Raw genomic sequence first — 16,394 nt, 5'->3', positions numbered from 1 at the left:
GGATCGCCGGCAAGGAGTTCGGCTCCCGCCTGATCATGGGCACCGGCGGCGCCGAGAACCTGGCGGTGCTGGAGGAAGCCCTGGTCGCCTCGGGCACCGAGCTCACCACCGTCGCCATGCGCCGGGTCGACGCCGCGGGCGGCACCGGCGTGCTCGACCTGCTCAAACGCCTCGACATCACCCTGCTGCCCAACACGGCGGGCTGTCGCAACGCCGCCGAGGCCGTGCTCACCGCGCAGCTGGCGCGCGAGGCGCTGGAGACCAACTGGGTCAAACTCGAGGTGGTCGCCGACGAGCGCACCCTGCTGCCCGACCCGTTCGAACTGCTCGACGCCGCCGAACAGCTGGTCGACGCCGGTTTCGTGGTCCTGCCCTACACCAACGACGACCCGGTCCTGGCCAAGCGCCTCGAAGACGCGGGCTGCGCCGCGGTGATGCCGCTCGGTTCGCCCATCGGCACCGGCCTGGGCATCGGCAATCCGCACAACATCGAGATGATCGTCGCCGCCGCGGGCGTCCCCGTCATCCTCGACGCGGGCATCGGCACCGCCAGCGACGCCGCCCTGGCCATGGAACTCGGCTGCTCCGCCGTCCTCCTCGCCACCGCCGTCACCCGCGCCCGCGACCCCCAGCTCATGGCCACCGCCATGTCCGCCGCCGTCCGCGCAGGCCACCTCGCCCACCAAGCCGGCCGCATCCCCAAACGCTTCTGGGCCCAAGCCTCCTCCCCGGCGCGGTAGCCCGCCGCGCAAGGGCTACCAGGCTCTGGATGTGATGCGCAGCACGAGCTCGAATTGGCTCAGCGTCAATAGTTTTCGCATGCGACCGGGTTGACAAGATCTCCCGGATGGGGTGGACTGGCGACGCTGGGGGGCGCGGGCTCTCCAGAGGTATTCAAAGCCCTTTGGGGAGGGAGCTTCTGATGACTGCACGAGTCATTATGCTGGGAATTGTTGCTGGCACACTCATCGCGGGTTCCGCTGGCATTGCCGCCGCGGAACGCATCGAAGGGGGAGGCGGCGACGAAGGGTTCAAGATCTGCGTGGCCAAAGCCTATGTCGTCCAGCAGGAAACGGGGCGTCAGCAACCGCCGTGCCAGTGGGATGGGGTTGCAGGTACGTGGTATTTCGACGCAGTCCGCTGATCATCGTCGACTAGCGGCAGCAGAATCTATCGACTGCGGGCCTCTATAATTGTCAGGTCCGGCCCGCTCGGTTGAGCAGGCCGGACCTGGATCAGTTGTTCGCCGCGGTGGCGTTTTCGCCCGGCAGGACAATGCGGATCAGAGTGCCCTGCCGGTGGGAATTTTCGATGTCGATTGTTCCACCGTGCTTTATTACGACCCTTCGTACGATCGCCAGGCCTAACCCGGATCCGGGCATCGATCGAGCCGCGGTGGTGCGGTAGAAACGATCGAACACCAGCTCGCGCTCCGCTGGCGGTATTCCTGGGCCGGCATCGTCCACCGTCAATTCGAGTAGACCCGGCGCCGATTCGCGCATCTCGACGTGTACGGGCGCGTCCGGCGGGCTCCATTTCGCCGCGTTGTCCAGGATATTGACGATTGCCCGCTCCAAGCTCGCATCGTGGCCGTAGACGAGCCATGGACGCAGTTCGGCAGCGAATTCGATACCGGACCGACGTCGTCTCACCCGATCGAGCGCACGTTCGACCACTGCGGTGAGGTCGATGCGCTCGAAAACGGCCTCCGGTGCGTCTTCGCGTGCCAGGTCGACGAGATCACCCACCAATGTCGATAGTTCCTGCAACTGTGCGACGACGTCGTCCCGCAAGTCCGCCATATCCTGGTCGGGGACCGGCGGTGCACCTGGTCGGGACGAGGCGATCAGCAGCTCCATGTTGGTACGCAATGAGGTCAGCGGAGTCTTGAGCTCGTGCCCGGCATCGGCAACTAGTCGGCGCTGACGTTCGCGGGATTCCGCGATTGCGCGCAGCATCGTGTTGAAACTAGTCGCCAATCTGGCCAATTCATCATCGCCGGTAACTGGAATGGGCGCCAAGTCGTCCGTCCGGGCCACGCGTGCGGTTGCGGCGTTGAGTCGCGCGACCGGGCGTAGCCCGGTACGCCCCACCGCAGTTCCTGCCGCCGCGGCGAGGAGGACCCCACATCCACCGACGACGAGTAGCAGCCACGCCAGCCGGTCGAGTACCTCTTCTGTTGGACGCAGTCGCTGCCACAGCACCAATGTCGCCCCCGAGCTCATTCGCTGGGAGTACATCCGGTGGCCGCTGACCGTACGGAGCGACGAGTCCACTTCACCACGTGCGACAGCTAGCTCCGGCGCACCGATCGGCGGTGAACTCGCATGTCCCACTGCATGAATCCCAGTGCGACTGTCAGGGAAAATGAGCACGGCACCGATGGAATCCGAGTACAAGCTGCCCAATGTGAGCACCTCGAAGTAGTTCATGTTGTCGACGTTGTTGTCGATCATTACCGCCGCGCGGGTGCGGAGTTGGTTGTCGACATCCGAGTACAACGACCGCGCTACGAGCACGTACGCGGCAATAGAAGCGAGGGCGACGCCGATCGCGACTACAGTTGCGGCAAGTAGCGCGACTCGCCATCTCAGCGACAAGGAACTGCTCAAGCCACGGTTCTTCCTACGTTCGGAAGGATCTGCACTTCCCGCAGAACCGGGCACAGGGGCTCCATGCCAGGTATCGCTTATCACGTCTGCTGATCCTCTGCGGACACCAAGCATCTGCTGGCGTGGTCAAGCTCGACGATGGCACGGTACTCGCGCGACATGCTGCCGCCTGTGCTGGTACCCATTGCCCAAGTTTGCCCATACCGACTGAGAATCGACTGAGAGCGAATCCAGCCGAAGTCCGGCTTCCGGCTAGCGGCGGGTTGTCAGGCCGGTGCTGCATGCAAGTCATGATGGAAGGCATGGGGACTCTCGACCAGGCCGAAGCTCGGCGTATCCGGGCGGAAGTGCTCGACTCCGGACAGGAGCTGAGTGCCAGGTGGCTGTCGTCGTACGGGAATTGTGTGGTGCCCGCGGAAGACGTGTCTGATCTGACCGATGATCCGCTAGGTGCGCGGATCATCGATGCCTTCGCGGAGTGGCCACGGCGAGGTGTACTGCTTGACGACCACTGATCTGGGGTCCGTCGCCTTCGATCAGGCTTGCTTAATTGCGCTGCCCGAGGTGGATGGCTGGCGAGCGGCATACGCACCATTCGATGTGGTGCTGGTTTCGCCGGATCGTTCGGCAGCTGTGCTGCTGACTGTGGACGAGTTCGTACTGGTCGGTGGTTGTCGACGATTCGTGGAGTCGGTGTTGGACAGGACGGTAGAAGAAGGCAAGGCCGCGTTCAGCGCCTACGCCGCCGACATGGCCGCCGCGTCCCGGCACCTGCCCGGTATCGCGCAGCGGTGGTGCCGCGCCTGACGGCCGGCCTTCGGCAACGGGACGGCGGGTTTCTCCCCGGCGAGGTAGTACCTGGTTCAGGGTTGGGTCATCCTCGAGGATGACCCGACTCGCTACCTCACGGCGACGCGGTCGGGATGTTTGTCGGGCAAGCTGGGGCGCATGATCGAGCTGAAGGGCCTGACGAAGCAATTCGGGCAGACCGTCGCGGTGCAGGACCTCTCGTTCACCGTCCGACCCGGACAGGTGACGGGGTTCCTCGGACCCAACGGCGCCGGTAAATCGACGACCATGCGGATGATCCTCGGCCTGGACCGGCCGACCTCGGGCACCGCGCTGATCGACGGGAAGCGCTACGAGGAGCTGGAGCGGCCGCTGACGCAGGTCGGCGCGCTGCTCGACGCCAAGTGGGTGCATCCGAACCGGTCGGCGCGCGCGCACCTGGAGTGGCTGGCCGCCTCCAACGACCTGCCCAAGTCGCGGGTCGAGGAGGTACTGCGGCTGGTGGGTCTGTCCGAGGTGGCGAGCAAGAACGCGGGCGGGTTCTCGCTGGGCATGTCCCAGCGCCTCGGCCTGGCGGGCGCGCTGCTCGGCGACCCCAAGGTGCTGCTGTTCGACGAGCCGGTCAACGGCCTCGACCCCGAGGGCATCCTGTGGATCCGCCGCTTCATGCAGCGGCTGGCCGCCGAGGGCCGCACCGTGCTGGTGTCGAGCCACCTGCTGTCGGAGATGGCGCAGACCGCCGAGCACCTGATCGTCATCGGCCGCGGCCGCCTGATCGCCGACACCACCACCAAGGACTTCATCGACCGCGCCTCCGAGCAGTCGGTGCGCGTCCGCAGCCCCCAGCTGGACCAGCTGCGCAGCCTGCTCACCTCGCACGGCATGACCGTGCGCGAGGAGGGCGACGCCGCCCTGATCGTCGCCGGGGTCACCAGCGACGAGGTCGGCAAGGTGGCCGGCACCAACAACGTCACGCTCTACGAGCTCGCGCCGCAGCAGGCCTCGCTCGAGGAAGCGTTCATGCGGATGACCGGCGGCGCCGTGGAGTACCACGGCGCGGGCCTCGACCAGGTGATGGGAGGTGCGCTCTGATGGGCGTGCTCGCTGCGGAACGAATCAAGCTCACCTCGACCCGTTCACCCTGGTGGTGCTCGGCGATCGTGATCCTGCTCGGCCTGGGCCTGGCGGCGCTGATCGCCGTGGTCACCAAGGCCGAGAACACCCAGCCGGGGGAGATGCCGACCCTGCTCACGCCGAGCGTGGTGGTCTCGGGCGTCTCCGGCTTCGGCGTGATGGTGCTGATGATCATGGCCGCCCTGACGGTCACCAGCGAATACCGCTTCGGCGTCATCCGGGCCAGCTTCCTGGCGGTGCCGAACCGGTCGAAGGTGGTGGTGTCCAAGACGGTGCTGGTCGGCGTGTACGCCGCGGTGCTGACCGGGGTGCTCGCGCTGGCGGCCTTCGTCGTCGCCAAGCTGTTCGTCGGTAGCGACGCGCCGGAACTGGTGCTCGACGGCAACTGGCGGGCCATCTACGGCATCCCGATCTACGCCTTCCTGTGCGTGGTGCTCGCCATCGGCGTCGGTGTGCTGGTGCGTCAGTCCGCCGCCGCGATCTCGCTGATCGTGCTGTGGTCGCTGCTGCTGGAGGGCCTGCTCGGCGCGTTCGGCAGCTTCGGCCGCACCGTGAAGCCGTTCCTGCCGTTCCAGAACGCGAACCGCTTCCTGAGCGTCGAGGAGGTGTCGGGCAACTGGCACTGGGGCGTGTGGGGCAGCCTGATCTACTTCGCGGTCTTCGTGGCGATCGTGTTCGCCGGGGCGCTCGTGGTGGTCAACCGCCGCGACGCCTGACCCCAGAACCAGCCCGGGCTGCCCTCGCAAGTGCCCGGGCCGCGAGGGCCGCGACCTTGTCGGGAGGTCGCGCGACCCGGCCTTCGGCATCCGCTGCCCGGACGCCGAAGGTACGACCGCCGGTCCGCTGTACACAAGCAGCGGACCGGCGGTCGTCGTATACCCTCGAGGCGTGAGTGAAACGCCTTCCGGCGGGGTGGATCCGCGGCAGCGCGACGCTGCGGCGGATGTGGTTATCCCGTTGGAGCCCACCGGGAGTGGGAAATCCGCCGAGTCGCCGGTGACCGCGGCCGGCGACGACGCGAAGTCGGGCCGGAAGCGGACCCATTTCTCGTCGAAGTTGCAGGCCGCCAATCGCCGGGCCGACGTGATCGGCGCGGTGCGCAAGGCCCGCCAGCAGCTCCCCGGTGACCCGGCGTTCGGCGATCCCCTCTCGGTCTCCGGCCCCGGCGGCGCCCGCGCGGTGGCCAGAGCGGCGGACAAGCTGGTCGGCGGCACCCCCAGCGCGGCCAGGGAGATCGGTTTCGGCGCCCTGCAGGTGTGGCAGGCGGCGCTGGAGCGGATCGGCCGCGGACGTGGCACCGAGGAGGTGACCATCGTGTTCACCGACCTGGTGTCGTTCTCCAGCTGGTCGCTCTCGGCGGGCGACGAGCGCACGCTGGAACTGCTGCGCAAGGTCGCCAGGGCCATCGAGCCGCCGATCGCCGAGCGGGGCGGTCAGGTGGTCAAACGCATGGGTGACGGCCTGATGGCGGTGTTCTCCTCGCCCGATCGCGCGGTGCGCGCCGCGGTGGCGGCCCGGCGCAATCTGGCCGACGTCGAGGTCGACGGCTACAAACCCCGCATGCGGGTGGGCCTGCACACCGGTTCCCCGCGGGAGATCGGCGGCGACTGGCTCGGCGTCGACGTCAATATCGCCGCCCGCATGATGGAGGCTGGCGGCAACGGCAACATGATGCTGTCGAGCACCACCCTCGCCGCGCTGCGCCCGGACACCCTCGCGGAACTGGGCGCCACCGTCAAGCCCTACAAACGCAACTTCTGGGCCGCTCCGCTCAACGGCGTCCCCGAGGACGTGCGCATCTTCAAGCTGAGCACGAACGGCTGAGCGTCAGCCGCGCTGCTGTTCGCGCTGGTAGGCGCGCCAGGCCTGCTGGGTCGGGGTGGGGCGGGTGGTCAGCGCCGACCAGTTGGTCGACTTCACGAAGTTGACCGCCAGCAGCACCGGCAGGATGAACGCCTGGAAGAAGACCAGGTAGCTGCCGCCGTCGAAGACGAACGCCAGGTAACCGGCGTACCCGAGGTAGCCGATGCCGAACACGGCATTGAGGACCCGGGCGAACTCGCTCTGCCCGTTCCCGATGTTGGCCATGACGAGCATCGCGACACCGCTGGCGGCGAGCAGACCGACGTACCAATCGAACATGATGTTTCCCCCGACATGAGGCGGCCGCGTGGCCGGACGACGTGACTGCCGAAGTCAACCGCGGCGGTCTTGCCTCACCCTTGGGAAAATCTTGGCGCCGCTACTGCAGCCAGAGCACCGCGCCGACGGCGGCGAGCGCGGCGGCCGCGATCAGCGCGACCGACATCACGCGGTTGTTCTTCCAGGTCGTGTAGGCGCCGCCGAGCAGGAAGCCGGCCAGGGCGAAGAGGAGGACCGATGACATGGTTCCCATCTTGCCTGGTGCATTGCCCGAAATTAACAAGCACGCATGCTTGCTTTTTTTCTGAACCGATGTGATCCTGGGGTTCATGAGTGCACTCTCGGCGAATCCGGACCTGATCCGGATCGGCAACTGCTCCGGGTTCTACGGTGACCGGCTCAGCGCGATGCGCGAGATGCTGGAGGGCGGCGACCTCGACGTGCTGACCGGCGACTACCTCGCCGAGCTCACCATGCTCATCCTCGGTCGCGACCGGATGAAGGATCCCAGCCTCGGCTACGCCAAGACCTTCGTGAAGCAGATCGAGGACTGCCTGGCGCTGGCGCTGGAGAAGAACGTCCAGATCGTCACCAACGCGGGCGGCCTCAACCCGGCCGGGCTGGCCGAGCGGCTGCGCAAGGTCGCCGCCGACCTCGGGCTGGACGCCAAGGTCGCGCACGTCGAAGGCGACGACCTGGTCGGCCGGGCGGGCGAGCTCGGTCTGGGCCAGCCGCTCACCGCCAACGCCTACCTGGGCGCGTGGGGCATCGTCGAGTGCCTGAACTCCGGCGCCGACATCGTCGTCACCGGCCGGGTCACCGACGCCTCGGTGATCGTCGGCCCGGCCGCGGCCCACTTCGGCTGGGGCCGCACCGATTACGACGCGCTGGCGGGCGCCGTCGTCGCGGGTCACGTGATCGAGTGCAGCACCCAGGCCACCGGCGGCAACTTCGCCTTCTTCACCGAACTCGGCGACATCGGCCGCCCCGGCTTCCCGATCGCCGAGATCCGCCGCGACGGGTCCAGCGTGATCACCAAGCACGACGGCACCGGTGGCGCGGTCACCGTCGACACCGTCGAAGCCCAGCTCATGTACGAGATCCAGAGCGTGCGCTACGCCGGTCCCGACGTCACCACCCGGCTCGACAGCATCACCCTGAGCCAGGAGGGCAAGGATCGGGTGCTGATCAGCGGGGTGACCGGTGAGGCGCCGCCGCCGCAGCTCAAGGTCTCGCTCAACACTCTCGGCGGCTTCCGCAACGAAATGGAGTTCATCCTCACCGGCCTCGACATCGAGGCCAAGGCCGCGCTGGCCCAGCGGCAGCTGGAAGCCTGGCTGCCCGCCAAGCCCGCCGAACTGTCGTGGACGCTGGCCCGGCTCGACCGGCCCGACGCCGACACCGAGGAGCAGGCCAGCGCGCTGCTGCGCTGCGTGGTCCGCGACCCCGACCCGAACAAGGTCGGCCGTGGATTCTCCAGCGTCGCCGTGGAATTGGCGCTGGCCAGCTACCCGGGCGCGACCTTCACCACGCTGCCGGGCAACGGTTCGCCCTACGGCGTCTTCACGCCGGGCTTCGTCGACGCGCACGAGGTGCCGCACACCGCGGTGCTGGCCGACGGCAGCCGCGTCGCCATCGAGCCCGCCGCCGAAACCGCGGTGCTGGAACCGGTTTCGGAACCGGAACTGCCCGCCGCCCCGGCGCCTGCGGCGACCAGCCGGGTCCCGCTCGGCACCATCGCGCTGGCCCGCAGCGGTGACAAGGGCGGTGACGCCAATATCGGCGTGTGGGTGCGCACCGACGCGCAATGGCGCTGGCTGGTGCACACGCTCACCGTCGAGAAGCTGCAGGAACTGCTGCCCGAGACGGCGGAGCTGACCGTCACCCGGCACGTGCTGCCCAACCTGCGGGCCGTCAACTTCATCATTTCCGGCCTGCTCGGCAAGGGCGTCGCCTACCAGGCGCGTTTCGACCCGCAGGCCAAGGGGCTCGGCGAATGGCTGCGCTCCCGCCACATCGATATGCCGACGGAGCTGCTCGCATGACTTCTGTTTGGGACACACCGGAACGAAAAGAGCTGCGCGCCACGGTGCGTGGGTTCGTCGAGCGGGAGATCCTGCCCGACCTCGACACCTGGGAACGCGAAGGCGAACTGCCGCGCGAGCTGCACAAGAAGGCCGGTGAACTCGGCCTGCTCGGCATCGAGTACCCGGAGTCGGCCGGCGGTGAGGGCGGCAGCATCATCGACACGGTGATCGTCGGCGAGGAGATCCACCTCGCCGGCGGCTCCGGCGGACTGTGGGCCTCGCTGTTCACCTGCGGGATCGCGCTGCCGCACATCATCGCCTCCGGTAACGAGGAGCAGATCGAGAAGTGGGCCAAGCCCACGCTGCGCGGCGACCTGATCGGCTCGCTGGCCATCACCGAGCCCGGCGGCGGCTCCGATGTCGGTCACCTCACCACCACCGCGGTGCGCGACGGCGACGACTTCATCATCAACGGCGCCAAGACCTTCATCACCTCGGGCACCCGCGCCGACTTCGTCGTCACCGCGGTGCGCACCGGTGGCGCGGGCGCCGCGGGTGTCTCGCTGATCATCGTGCCGACCGATACGCCGGGCTTCACCGTCAGCCGCCGGCTGGAGAAGATGGGCTGGCTGGCCTCCGACACCGCCGAGCTGTCCTACGTGGACGTGCGCGTGCCCGCGTCGAACCTGGTGGGCGGCGAGAACACCGGCTTCGCCCAGATCGCCAACGCCTTCGTCAGCGAGCGGGTGGGGCTGGCCGTGCAGGCCTACGCCCTGGCCCAGCGCGCCCTCGACCTCACCGTGCGGTGGTGCCGCGACCGCGAGACCTTCGGCCGCCCGCTGATCAGCCGCCAGAAGGTGCAGATGACGCTGACCGAGATGGCCCAGCGGGTCGACGTGTCGCGCACCTACACCCGCGCGCTGGTCGAGCGGTTCGTCGCCGGCGACCAGAACCTGATCGCCCAGGTGTGCTTCGCCAAGAACAACGCCGTCGAGACCGCGGAATGGGTCGCCAACCAGGCGGTCCAGCTGCACGGCGGCATGGGCTACATGCGCGAGTCGGAGGTGGAGCGCATCTACCGCGATGTGCGCATCATCGGCATCGGCGGTGGCACCAACGAGATCCTGACCATGCTGGCGTCGAAAGTATTGGGGTACCAGTCGTGACGACCTTCCGTTCCGCCGTCGACACCGCGTCGCCGGAGTACACCGCGGCCGCCGAGGCGATGAGCGCCAAGCTCACCGAGGTCGAGGCCGAGTTCGCCAAGGCCATCGCCGGCGGCGGCCCCGACAAGGTGGCCCGGCACCACAAGCGCGGCAAGCTCACCGCCCGTGAGCGCATCGAGCTGCTGCTCGACGAGGATTCGCCGTTCCTCGAGCTGTGCCCGCTCGCGGCCTGGGGCAGCGACTTCCACGTCGGCGCGTCGACCATCGCCGGTATCGGCATCGTCGAGGGTGTCGAGTGCATGATCGTCGCGCCCGACCCCACCGTGCGCGGTGGTACCTCGAACCCGTGGACGCTGCGCAAGACCTTGCGCATCAACGACATCGTGCGGGAGAACCGGCTGCCGGTGATCTCGCTGGTCGAATCCGGTGGCGCCGATCTGCCCACGCAGAAGGAGGTGTTCATCCCGGGTGGCGCGATGTTCCGCGACCTCACCCAGGCCTCGGCCGCCGGGATCCCCACCATCTCCCTGGTCTTCGGCAACTCCACCGCCGGTGGCGCCTACATCCCGGGCATGTCCGACTACGTCGTGATGGTCAAGGAAGGCGCGAAGGTCTTCCTGGCCGGCCCTCCGCTGGTGAAGATGGCCACCGGTGAGGACTCCGACGACGAGACTCTCGGCGGCGCCGAGATGCACGCCCGCACTTCGGGTCTGGCCGACTACATGGCCGCCGACGAGCAGGACGCCATCCGCATCGGCCGCGGCATCGTGCGCAGGCTGAACTGGAAGAAGCAGGGCCCCGAGCCGCGCGCCGAGGTCATCTCGCCGCTCTACGATCCCGAGGAACTGCTCGGCATCGTGCCCTCGGACCTGAAGATCCCGTTCGACCCGCGCGAGGTGATCGCCCGCGTCGTCGACGGTTCCGACTTCGACGAGTTCAAGCCGCTCTACGGTTCCAGCCTGGTCACCGGGTGGGCCGAGATCAACGGCTACCCGATCGGCATCCTGGCCAACGCGCGCGGCGTGCTGTTCTCCGAGGAATCGCAGAAGGCCACCCAGTTCATCCAGCTGGCGAACAAGAAGAACACGCCACTGCTGTTCCTGCACAACACCACCGGCTACATGGTCGGCAAGGACTACGAGCACGGCGGCATCATCAAGCACGGCGCGATGATGATCAACGCGGTCGCCAACTCGAAGGTCCCGCACATCTCGCTGCTGGTCGGCGCGTCCTACGGCGCCGGGCACTACGGCATGTGCGGGCGCGCGTTCAACCCGCGCTTCCTGTTCGCCTGGCCGAGCGCCAAGTCGGCGGTCATGGGCGGCGCGCAGCTGGGCGGCGTACTCACCATCGTGCAGCGCGGCGCGGCCGAGGCCAAGGGCCTGCCGTTCGACGAGGAGGCCGCGGCTGGTCTCGCCGCCATGGTCGAGGCGCAGATCGAGGCCGAGGCCATGCCGATGTTCCTGTCGGGCAGGCTCTTCGACGACGGCATCATCGACCCCCGCGACACCCGCACCGTGCTGGGGATGGCCCTGTCGGCCATTCACACAGCCCCGATCCAGGGCGCCGAGGGCTTCGGCGTCTTCCGAATGTGAGGCGCGACAACATGCCAATCACGAACGTTCTCGTCGCCAATCGTGGTGAGATCGCGCGCCGCGTGTTCGCCACCTGCCGCCGGATGGGTATCGGCACCACCGCGGTGTACTCCGATGCCGACGCCGCGGCGCCGCACGTGTCGGAAGCCGACGCCGCGGTCCGGCTGCCCGGCAACACCCCCGCAGAGACCTACCTGCGCGGTGAGCTGATCATCGAGGCGGCGCTGTCGGCCGGTGCCGACGCCATCCACCCCGGCTACGGATTCCTCTCCGAGAACGCCGAATTCGCGCGTTCGGTGCTCGACGCGGGTCTGGTGTGGATCGGTCCGCCGGTCGCGGCGATCGAGCAGATGGGCTCGAAGGTCGAGTCGAAGAAGATGATGGACGCCGCCGGTGTCCCCGTCCTCGCCGAACTCGACCCGGCCGAGGTCACCGAGGCGCACCTGCCGGTGCTGATCAAGGCCTCCGCCGGTGGTGGCGGTCGCGGCATGCGCGTGGTGCGCGAGCTGGGTGAGCTGCGGGACCAGATCGCCGCCGCTCAGCGTGAGGCCGAGTCGGCCTTCGGCGATCCGACCGTGTTCTGCGAGCGTTACCTCGAGACCGGCCGCCACATCGAAGTGCAGGTCATGTCCGATACTTTCGGCAAGACCTGGGCGGTGGGCGAGCGGGAGTGCTCGATTCAGCGCAGGCATCAGAAGGTCGTCGAAGAGGCGCCGTCGCCGCTGGTGGAGAAGATCGATGGCATGCGCGATCGGCTGTTCGAGGCCGCGCGGCTGGCCGCCGAGGCGATCGGGTACGAGGGCGCGGGCACCGTCGAGTTCCTCGCCGACGAGAAGGGTGAGTTCTTCTTCCTGGAGATGAACACCCGTCTGCAGGTGGAACATCCGGTCACCGAGCAGACCACCGGACTGGACCTGGTGCGCCTGCAGTTGCAGGTCGCCGCCGGTCTGCCGCTGCCCGCCACCCAGCCCGCCCTGCGCGGTCACTCGATCGAGGTCCGGCTCTACGCCGAGGACCCGGCGCAGGACTGGCAGCCGCAGAGCGGTCCGGTGCACAAGATCGAGATCCCGTTCACCGCAGGCGAGTTCACCGTGCTGGAGCAGGCGGGTGTCCGGCTGGACACCGGCGTGGTCGACGGTTCGGTGGTCGGCGTGCACTACGACCCGATGCTGGCCAAGGTCATCTCCTACGCCGAGACCCGCGCCGAGGCAGCGCATCTGCTGGCCACCGCGCTGCAGCGGGCCAAGCTGCACGGCCTGGTCACCAACCGCGATCTGCTGGTGCGGGTGCTGCGCCACCCGGCCTTCCTGGCCGGTGACACCGACACCGCCTTCTTCGTCACCCACGACCTGGCCGCGCTGTCGGCGCCGCTGGTCACCGAGGCCGACGAGGCGCTCTCCATCGTGGCGGCCGCGCTCGCCGACGCGGCGCTGGCGCACAGCACCAACCGCTACGCCCGCCTCGCCCCGAGCGGGTGGCGCAACCTGAACTCGCAGCCGCAGCGCAAGTCCTACGAGAGCCGCACCAGCGGCACCCACGAGGTGCGGTACCGGTTCACCCGGGCCGGCGTGGAGGTCGAAGGTCACGACGGCCTCGAGCTGATCTCGGCGGCGCCCGAGCGGGTGGTGCTCGCGGTACCGGGCGAGCGCGGACCGGTGCGCCGCCAGTTCGAGATCGCCCGCTACGGCGACCTCGTCGCGGTCGACTCGCCGCTCGGCCCGGTGGCCGTGCGCCGCCTGCCGCGCTTCACCGACCCGTCCGAGCAGGTCGCGGCCGGTTCGCTGCTGGCGCCCATGCCGGGCAGCGTGATCCGGCTCGGCGCGGCCGAGGGCGACCAGGTCACCCAGGGCCAGCCCATCCTGTGGCTGGAGGCCATGAAGATGGAGCACACCATCGTCGCGCCGGCCACCGGCGTCCTCAGTGCACTCAACGTGACCGTCGGCCAGCAGGTCGAGGTCGGAACCGTCCTCGCCGTGGTCGAGGAAGACGAGCAGGAGCAGACAGCATGAGCTTCCACGAAACCGAAGAGCAGAAGGCACTGCGCGCGGCGGTCGCGTCGCTGGCGGCCAAGTACAACTACCGCGACTACGTGCTGCCACTCTCGCGCAAGAACGAGCCGCTCACCGAGCTGTGGGACGAGGCGGGCAAGCTCGGCTTCCTCGGCGTGAACCTGCCCGAGGAGTACGGCGGCGGTGGCGCCGGCATGTACGAGCTGGCGCTGGTGCAGGAAGAGCTGTCGGCGCAGGGCGCCGGTCTGCTGCTGATGGTGGTCTCCCCGGCCATCTGCGGCACCATCATCACCAAGTACGGCACCGACGCGCAGAAGCAGAACTGGCTGCCCAAGCTGTCGGACGGCTCGGCCAAGATGGTTTTCGCGATCACCGAGCCCGACGCGGGCTCCAACTCGCACCAGATCACCACCACCGCCCGCCGCGACGGTGGCGACTGGATCCTCAACGGCCGCAAGATCTTCATCTCCGGCGTCGATCAGGCCGAGGCCATCCTGGTGGTCTCGCGCACCGAGGACCACAAGACCGGCAAGCTCAAGCCCGCGCTGTTCATCGTCCCGGTGGACGCGCCCGGCCTGGTGAAGAACGTCCAGGAGATGGACGTCATCGAGCCGGATCACCAGTACACCCTGTTCTTCGACGACGTGCGCCTGCCCGCCGACGCGCTCGTCGGCTCCGAGGACGCGGCCATCGCGCAGCTGTTCGCGGGCCTGAACCCCGAGCGGATCATGGGCTCGGCCATGGCGATCGGCCTCGGCCGCTACGCGATCGACCGCGCGGTGGAATACGCCAAGGAGCGCACCGTCTGGAAGACGCCGATCGGCGCGCACCAGGGTGTCTCGCACCCGCTCGCGCAGATCAAGATCGAGCTGGAACTGGCCAAGCTGATGATGCAGAAGGCCGCCACCCTGTACGACGCGGGCGACGAGTTCGGCGCCGCCGAGGCCGCCAACATGGCCAAGTACGCGGCCGCCGAGGCCAGCATCAAGGCGCTGGACCAGGCGATCCAGACCCACGGCGGTTCGGGTCTGACCAAGGAGGTCGGGCTCTCGGCCATGCTGCAGGCGGCGCGCATCATGCGGATCGCGCCGGTCAGCCGCGAGATGATCCTGAACTTCGTGGCCCAGCACTCGCTCGGTCTGCCGCGCTCGTACTAGATCCCACGGCGGTCGCCCCGGTGGTGGGCGACCGCCGTCTTTTCCTCGGACGAACAGGAGTCCCGATGAGTGACGCGACGGAAGCACCGTTCGTCCGCTACGAGGTCGTCGACGGGTTCGCGACGCTGACCTTCGATTCCCCGCACAACCGCAATGCCCTCTCGTCCAAGCTCGTTCGCGAGCTGCTGGCCGGGCTGGACGCGGCGAACACCGATCCCGGCGTGCGCGGCATCGTGCTCGCGCACACCGGCGACACCTTCTGCGCGGGCGCCGACCTGAAGGAGGCGAGCACCGCCGACCCGGCGACCGCGGCCGATCAGCGCACCCGCGTGATGATCGACGTGCTGCGCGGCATCCTGGCCTCGCCCAAGCCGGTCGTCGCCCAGATCGACGGCAATGTCCGCGCGGGCGGCATGGGCATCATCGGTGCGTGCGACCTGGTCGTCGCCGGTCCCGGCAGTAGTTTCGCGCTCACCGAGGTCCGCATCGGGATGGCGCCGTTCATGATCTCGCTCACGCTGGTGCCGCGCATGGACCAGCGCTCGGCGAGCCGCTACTTCCTCACCGGCGAGAAGTTCGACGCCGCGACCGCGCGGGAGATCGGCCTGGTCACCGTGGCCGCCGGCGATGCCGCCGCCGAGGTGAAACGCCTGTGTGGCGAGCTGCGCAAGGGCTCGCCGCAGGGTCTGGCCGAGTCCAAGCGACTCGTCAACGCGGTGCTGCTGGCCCGCTTCGACGCCGAGGCCGAGGAGCTCGCGCAGCGCTCGGCCGGGTTCTTCGGCACCCCCGAGGTGATCGAGGGCATGACCGCCTTCTTCCAGAAGCGTCCGCCCAGCTGGGCACAATAGTCCGATGGCGACACCCCACGAACCCAAGCAGGACCGCAGCCGGGCCACCCGGCAGCGGCTGCTCGAGGCGACCATCGACTGCCTGGCCGAGACCGGCTGGTCGGCGGCCACGGTGGCAGTGGTCGCCGAACGGGCCGGGGTGTCGCGCGGTGCCGCCCAGCACCATTTCCCCACCAGGGAAGACCTGATCACCGGCGCCCTCGAGTACATGTTCGACACCAGGATGGACCAGTCGGCCGCCGAGGCCGCCGCCATCAGCGCGGTCGACGCGGGCGTCGGCCGCACCCGCGCCGTGGTCTCCGGCCTGGTCGAGTCCTACACCTCCCCGCTGTTCAAGGCGGCCCTGCAGGTGTGGACCCACGCCGCCGCCGACCCCGCCCTGCGCGAACGAATCGTCCCGCTGGAGGCGCGGTTCGGCCGGATCGCGCACCGCCGCGCGGTCGCCGCGCTGGGCGTGGACGACTCCGATCCGGTCGCCCACCACCTGGTGCAGGCCACCCTCGACCTGGCCCGCGGGCTGGGCCTGGCCGATGTGCTCACCGACGACTCGGCACGGCGCAAGCAGATCGTCGATCAGTGGGCGGTGACGTTGCACGCGGCGTTGAATCAGGGTGATCGACCCTTGTGACCTGCGCCTTCGCGGGTATATAGTCTCGGCATGGGGGAATATATATCGAGGGACTGCGGCATGACCAAACGACTGATCGAGATCGACGACGAGCTGCTCGAGTCGGCACAGGATGCGCTCGGGACCACCGGTGTCTCCGATACGGTTCGGGCCGCGCTGCGTTCGGCGACGGTCGCCGCTGCCCGTGCGCGGCACGTCGAATGGTTGATCAACGGCGGCATGGAAGAGATGGCCGACAAGGATCGGCGCGACGACGTATGGCGATAACCGCGCGGTACCTCGTCGAT

17 protein-coding genes are annotated in these 16,394 nt (G+C 68.5%); 14 read left to right on the top strand and 3 right to left on the bottom strand.

Annotated elements, in window-relative coordinates; genetic code table 11:
• Nucleotides 1–35 precede the first annotated feature (35 nt).
• Nucleotides 36–740 (top strand): thiazole synthase, encoded by a 705-nt coding sequence (gene thiG, locus EL493_RS01580; RefSeq protein ID WP_198040922.1) that lies wholly within the window; start codon nucleotides 36–38, stop codon nucleotides 738–740.
• 182 nt (nucleotides 741–922) lie between these two features.
• Nucleotides 923–1,144, top strand: a complete 222-nt coding sequence (locus EL493_RS01575; protein WP_022566110.1) for a hypothetical protein — start codon at nucleotides 923–925, stop codon at nucleotides 1,142–1,144.
• A gap of 91 nt (nucleotides 1,145–1,235) precedes the next feature.
• On the opposite strand, the gene EL493_RS01570 is transcribed toward EL493_RS01575, so the two are convergent.
• Nucleotides 1,236–2,726, bottom strand: a complete 1,491-nt coding sequence (locus EL493_RS01570) for a HAMP domain-containing sensor histidine kinase (protein ID WP_081723060.1) — start codon at nucleotides 2,724–2,726, stop codon at nucleotides 1,236–1,238.
• Nucleotides 2,727–3,113: 387 nt separating this feature from the next.
• On the opposite strand from EL493_RS01570, the gene EL493_RS01565 reads away from it, so the two are divergent.
• From EL493_RS01565 to EL493_RS01550, 4 genes are all read left to right on the top strand, one after another.
• Entirely contained in the window at nucleotides 3,114–3,419 is a 306-nt protein-coding gene (locus EL493_RS01565; protein ID WP_126405512.1) for a hypothetical protein, read from the top strand.
• A gap of 141 nt (nucleotides 3,420–3,560) precedes the next feature.
• Nucleotides 3,561–4,493, top strand: a complete 933-nt coding sequence (locus EL493_RS01560) for an ABC transporter ATP-binding protein (RefSeq protein WP_019049685.1) — start codon at nucleotides 3,561–3,563, stop codon at nucleotides 4,491–4,493.
• Nucleotides 4,493–5,251, top strand: coding sequence for an ABC transporter permease (locus EL493_RS01555; protein ID WP_019049684.1), 759 nt, complete (start codon nucleotides 4,493–4,495; stop codon nucleotides 5,249–5,251). Before EL493_RS01560 ends, EL493_RS01555 begins: the two co-directional genes overlap by 1 nt.
• 340 nt (nucleotides 5,252–5,591) lie before the next feature.
• The gene (locus EL493_RS01550) at nucleotides 5,592–6,359 is read left to right on the top strand and encodes an adenylate/guanylate cyclase domain-containing protein (protein WP_036835399.1); all 768 of its coding nucleotides are present in this window, start codon (nucleotides 5,592–5,594) and stop codon (nucleotides 6,357–6,359) included.
• A 3-nt stretch (nucleotides 6,360–6,362) separates the two neighbouring features.
• On the opposite strand, the gene EL493_RS01545 is transcribed toward EL493_RS01550, so the two are convergent.
• Nucleotides 6,363–6,677, bottom strand: coding sequence for a hypothetical protein (locus EL493_RS01545; protein ID WP_019049682.1), 315 nt, complete (start codon nucleotides 6,675–6,677; stop codon nucleotides 6,363–6,365).
• Between the two features lie 100 nt (nucleotides 6,678–6,777).
• Complete coding sequence (locus EL493_RS32140; RefSeq protein WP_022566115.1) at nucleotides 6,778–6,921, bottom strand: hypothetical protein; 144 nt, start codon at nucleotides 6,919–6,921, stop codon at nucleotides 6,778–6,780.
• 85 nt (nucleotides 6,922–7,006) lie between these two features.
• Here EL493_RS32140 and EL493_RS01540 point away from each other — a divergent pair, with 85 nt between their 5' ends.
• The 8 genes from EL493_RS01540 to EL493_RS01505 all read left to right on the top strand — a co-directional run bounded on the left by EL493_RS01540 (nucleotide 7,007) and on the right by EL493_RS01505 (nucleotide 16,374).
• A complete protein-coding gene (locus tag EL493_RS01540) occupies nucleotides 7,007–8,722 on the top strand; it encodes an acyclic terpene utilization AtuA family protein (protein ID WP_030201355.1) in 1,716 nt (571 codons plus the stop codon).
• Nucleotides 8,719–9,870: an acyl-CoA dehydrogenase family protein gene (locus EL493_RS01535; protein WP_022566116.1), complete on the top strand. Its 1,152-nt coding sequence runs from the start codon at nucleotides 8,719–8,721 to the stop codon at nucleotides 9,868–9,870. Before EL493_RS01540 ends, EL493_RS01535 begins: the two co-directional genes overlap by 4 nt.
• Nucleotides 9,867–11,465: an acyl-CoA carboxylase subunit beta gene (locus EL493_RS01530; RefSeq protein ID WP_019049678.1), complete on the top strand. Its 1,599-nt coding sequence runs from the start codon at nucleotides 9,867–9,869 to the stop codon at nucleotides 11,463–11,465. The genes EL493_RS01535 and EL493_RS01530 overlap by 4 nt, the downstream gene beginning before the upstream one ends.
• Nucleotides 11,466–11,476: 11 nt before the next feature.
• Nucleotides 11,477–13,474, top strand: coding sequence for an acetyl/propionyl/methylcrotonyl-CoA carboxylase subunit alpha (locus EL493_RS01525; RefSeq protein WP_019049677.1), 1,998 nt, complete (start codon nucleotides 11,477–11,479; stop codon nucleotides 13,472–13,474).
• Complete coding sequence (locus tag EL493_RS01520; RefSeq protein WP_019049676.1) at nucleotides 13,471–14,631, top strand: acyl-CoA dehydrogenase family protein; 1,161 nt, start codon at nucleotides 13,471–13,473, stop codon at nucleotides 14,629–14,631. Before EL493_RS01525 ends, EL493_RS01520 begins: the two co-directional genes overlap by 4 nt.
• A 65-nt stretch (nucleotides 14,632–14,696) precedes the next feature.
• Entirely contained in the window at nucleotides 14,697–15,479 is a 783-nt protein-coding gene (locus tag EL493_RS01515) for an enoyl-CoA hydratase family protein (protein WP_019049675.1), read from the top strand.
• A gap of 4 nt (nucleotides 15,480–15,483) precedes the next feature.
• The gene (locus EL493_RS01510) at nucleotides 15,484–16,107 is read left to right on the top strand and encodes a TetR/AcrR family transcriptional regulator (RefSeq protein WP_019049674.1); all 624 of its coding nucleotides are present in this window, start codon (nucleotides 15,484–15,486) and stop codon (nucleotides 16,105–16,107) included.
• Between the two features lie 60 nt (nucleotides 16,108–16,167).
• Nucleotides 16,168–16,374, top strand: a complete 207-nt coding sequence (locus EL493_RS01505) for a hypothetical protein (RefSeq protein WP_019049673.1) — start codon at nucleotides 16,168–16,170, stop codon at nucleotides 16,372–16,374.
• The last annotated feature ends 20 nt before the right edge of the window (nucleotides 16,375–16,394 follow it).

It is taken from the genome of Nocardia asteroides, from assembly GCF_900637185.1.
GTDB lineage: Bacteria > Actinomycetota > Actinomycetes > Mycobacteriales > Mycobacteriaceae > Nocardia > Nocardia asteroides.
The sequence above is the reverse complement of the archived record's forward strand: the minus strand, read 5'-3'. Positions and strand labels throughout refer to the sequence as shown.

Excerpts from the sequence above, each read along its gene's own strand:
- EL493_RS01505 (WP_019049673.1), top strand. The coding sequence starts at position 16,168 with ATGACCAAACGACTGATCGAGATCGACGACGAGCTGCTCGAGTCGGCA.
- EL493_RS01520 (WP_019049676.1), top strand. The coding sequence starts at position 13,471 with ATGAGCTTCCACGAAACCGAAGAGCAGAAGGCACTGCGCGCGGCGGTC.
- EL493_RS01510 (WP_019049674.1), top strand. The coding sequence starts at position 15,484 with ATGGCGACACCCCACGAACCCAAGCAGGACCGCAGCCGGGCCACCCGG.
- EL493_RS01560 (WP_019049685.1), top strand. The coding sequence starts at position 3,561 with ATGATCGAGCTGAAGGGCCTGACGAAGCAATTCGGGCAGACCGTCGCG.
- EL493_RS01515 (WP_019049675.1), top strand. The coding sequence starts at position 14,697 with ATGAGTGACGCGACGGAAGCACCGTTCGTCCGCTACGAGGTCGTCGAC.
- EL493_RS01575 (WP_022566110.1), top strand. The coding sequence starts at position 923 with ATGACTGCACGAGTCATTATGCTGGGAATTGTTGCTGGCACACTCATC.
- EL493_RS01540 (WP_030201355.1), top strand. The coding sequence starts at position 7,007 with ATGAGTGCACTCTCGGCGAATCCGGACCTGATCCGGATCGGCAACTGC.
- EL493_RS01525 (WP_019049677.1), top strand. The coding sequence starts at position 11,477 with ATGCCAATCACGAACGTTCTCGTCGCCAATCGTGGTGAGATCGCGCGC.
- EL493_RS01545 (WP_019049682.1), bottom strand. The coding sequence starts at position 6,677 with ATGTTCGATTGGTACGTCGGTCTGCTCGCCGCCAGCGGTGTCGCGATG.
- EL493_RS01570 (WP_081723060.1), bottom strand. The coding sequence starts at position 2,726 with ATGCTTGGTGTCCGCAGAGGATCAGCAGACGTGATAAGCGATACCTGG.
- EL493_RS01535 (WP_022566116.1), top strand. The coding sequence starts at position 8,719 with ATGACTTCTGTTTGGGACACACCGGAACGAAAAGAGCTGCGCGCCACG.
- EL493_RS01555 (WP_019049684.1), top strand. The coding sequence starts at position 4,493 with ATGGGCGTGCTCGCTGCGGAACGAATCAAGCTCACCTCGACCCGTTCA.
- thiG (WP_198040922.1), top strand. The coding sequence starts at position 36 with ATGGGCACCGGCGGCGCCGAGAACCTGGCGGTGCTGGAGGAAGCCCTG.
- EL493_RS32140 (WP_022566115.1), bottom strand. The coding sequence starts at position 6,921 with ATGTCATCGGTCCTCCTCTTCGCCCTGGCCGGCTTCCTGCTCGGCGGC.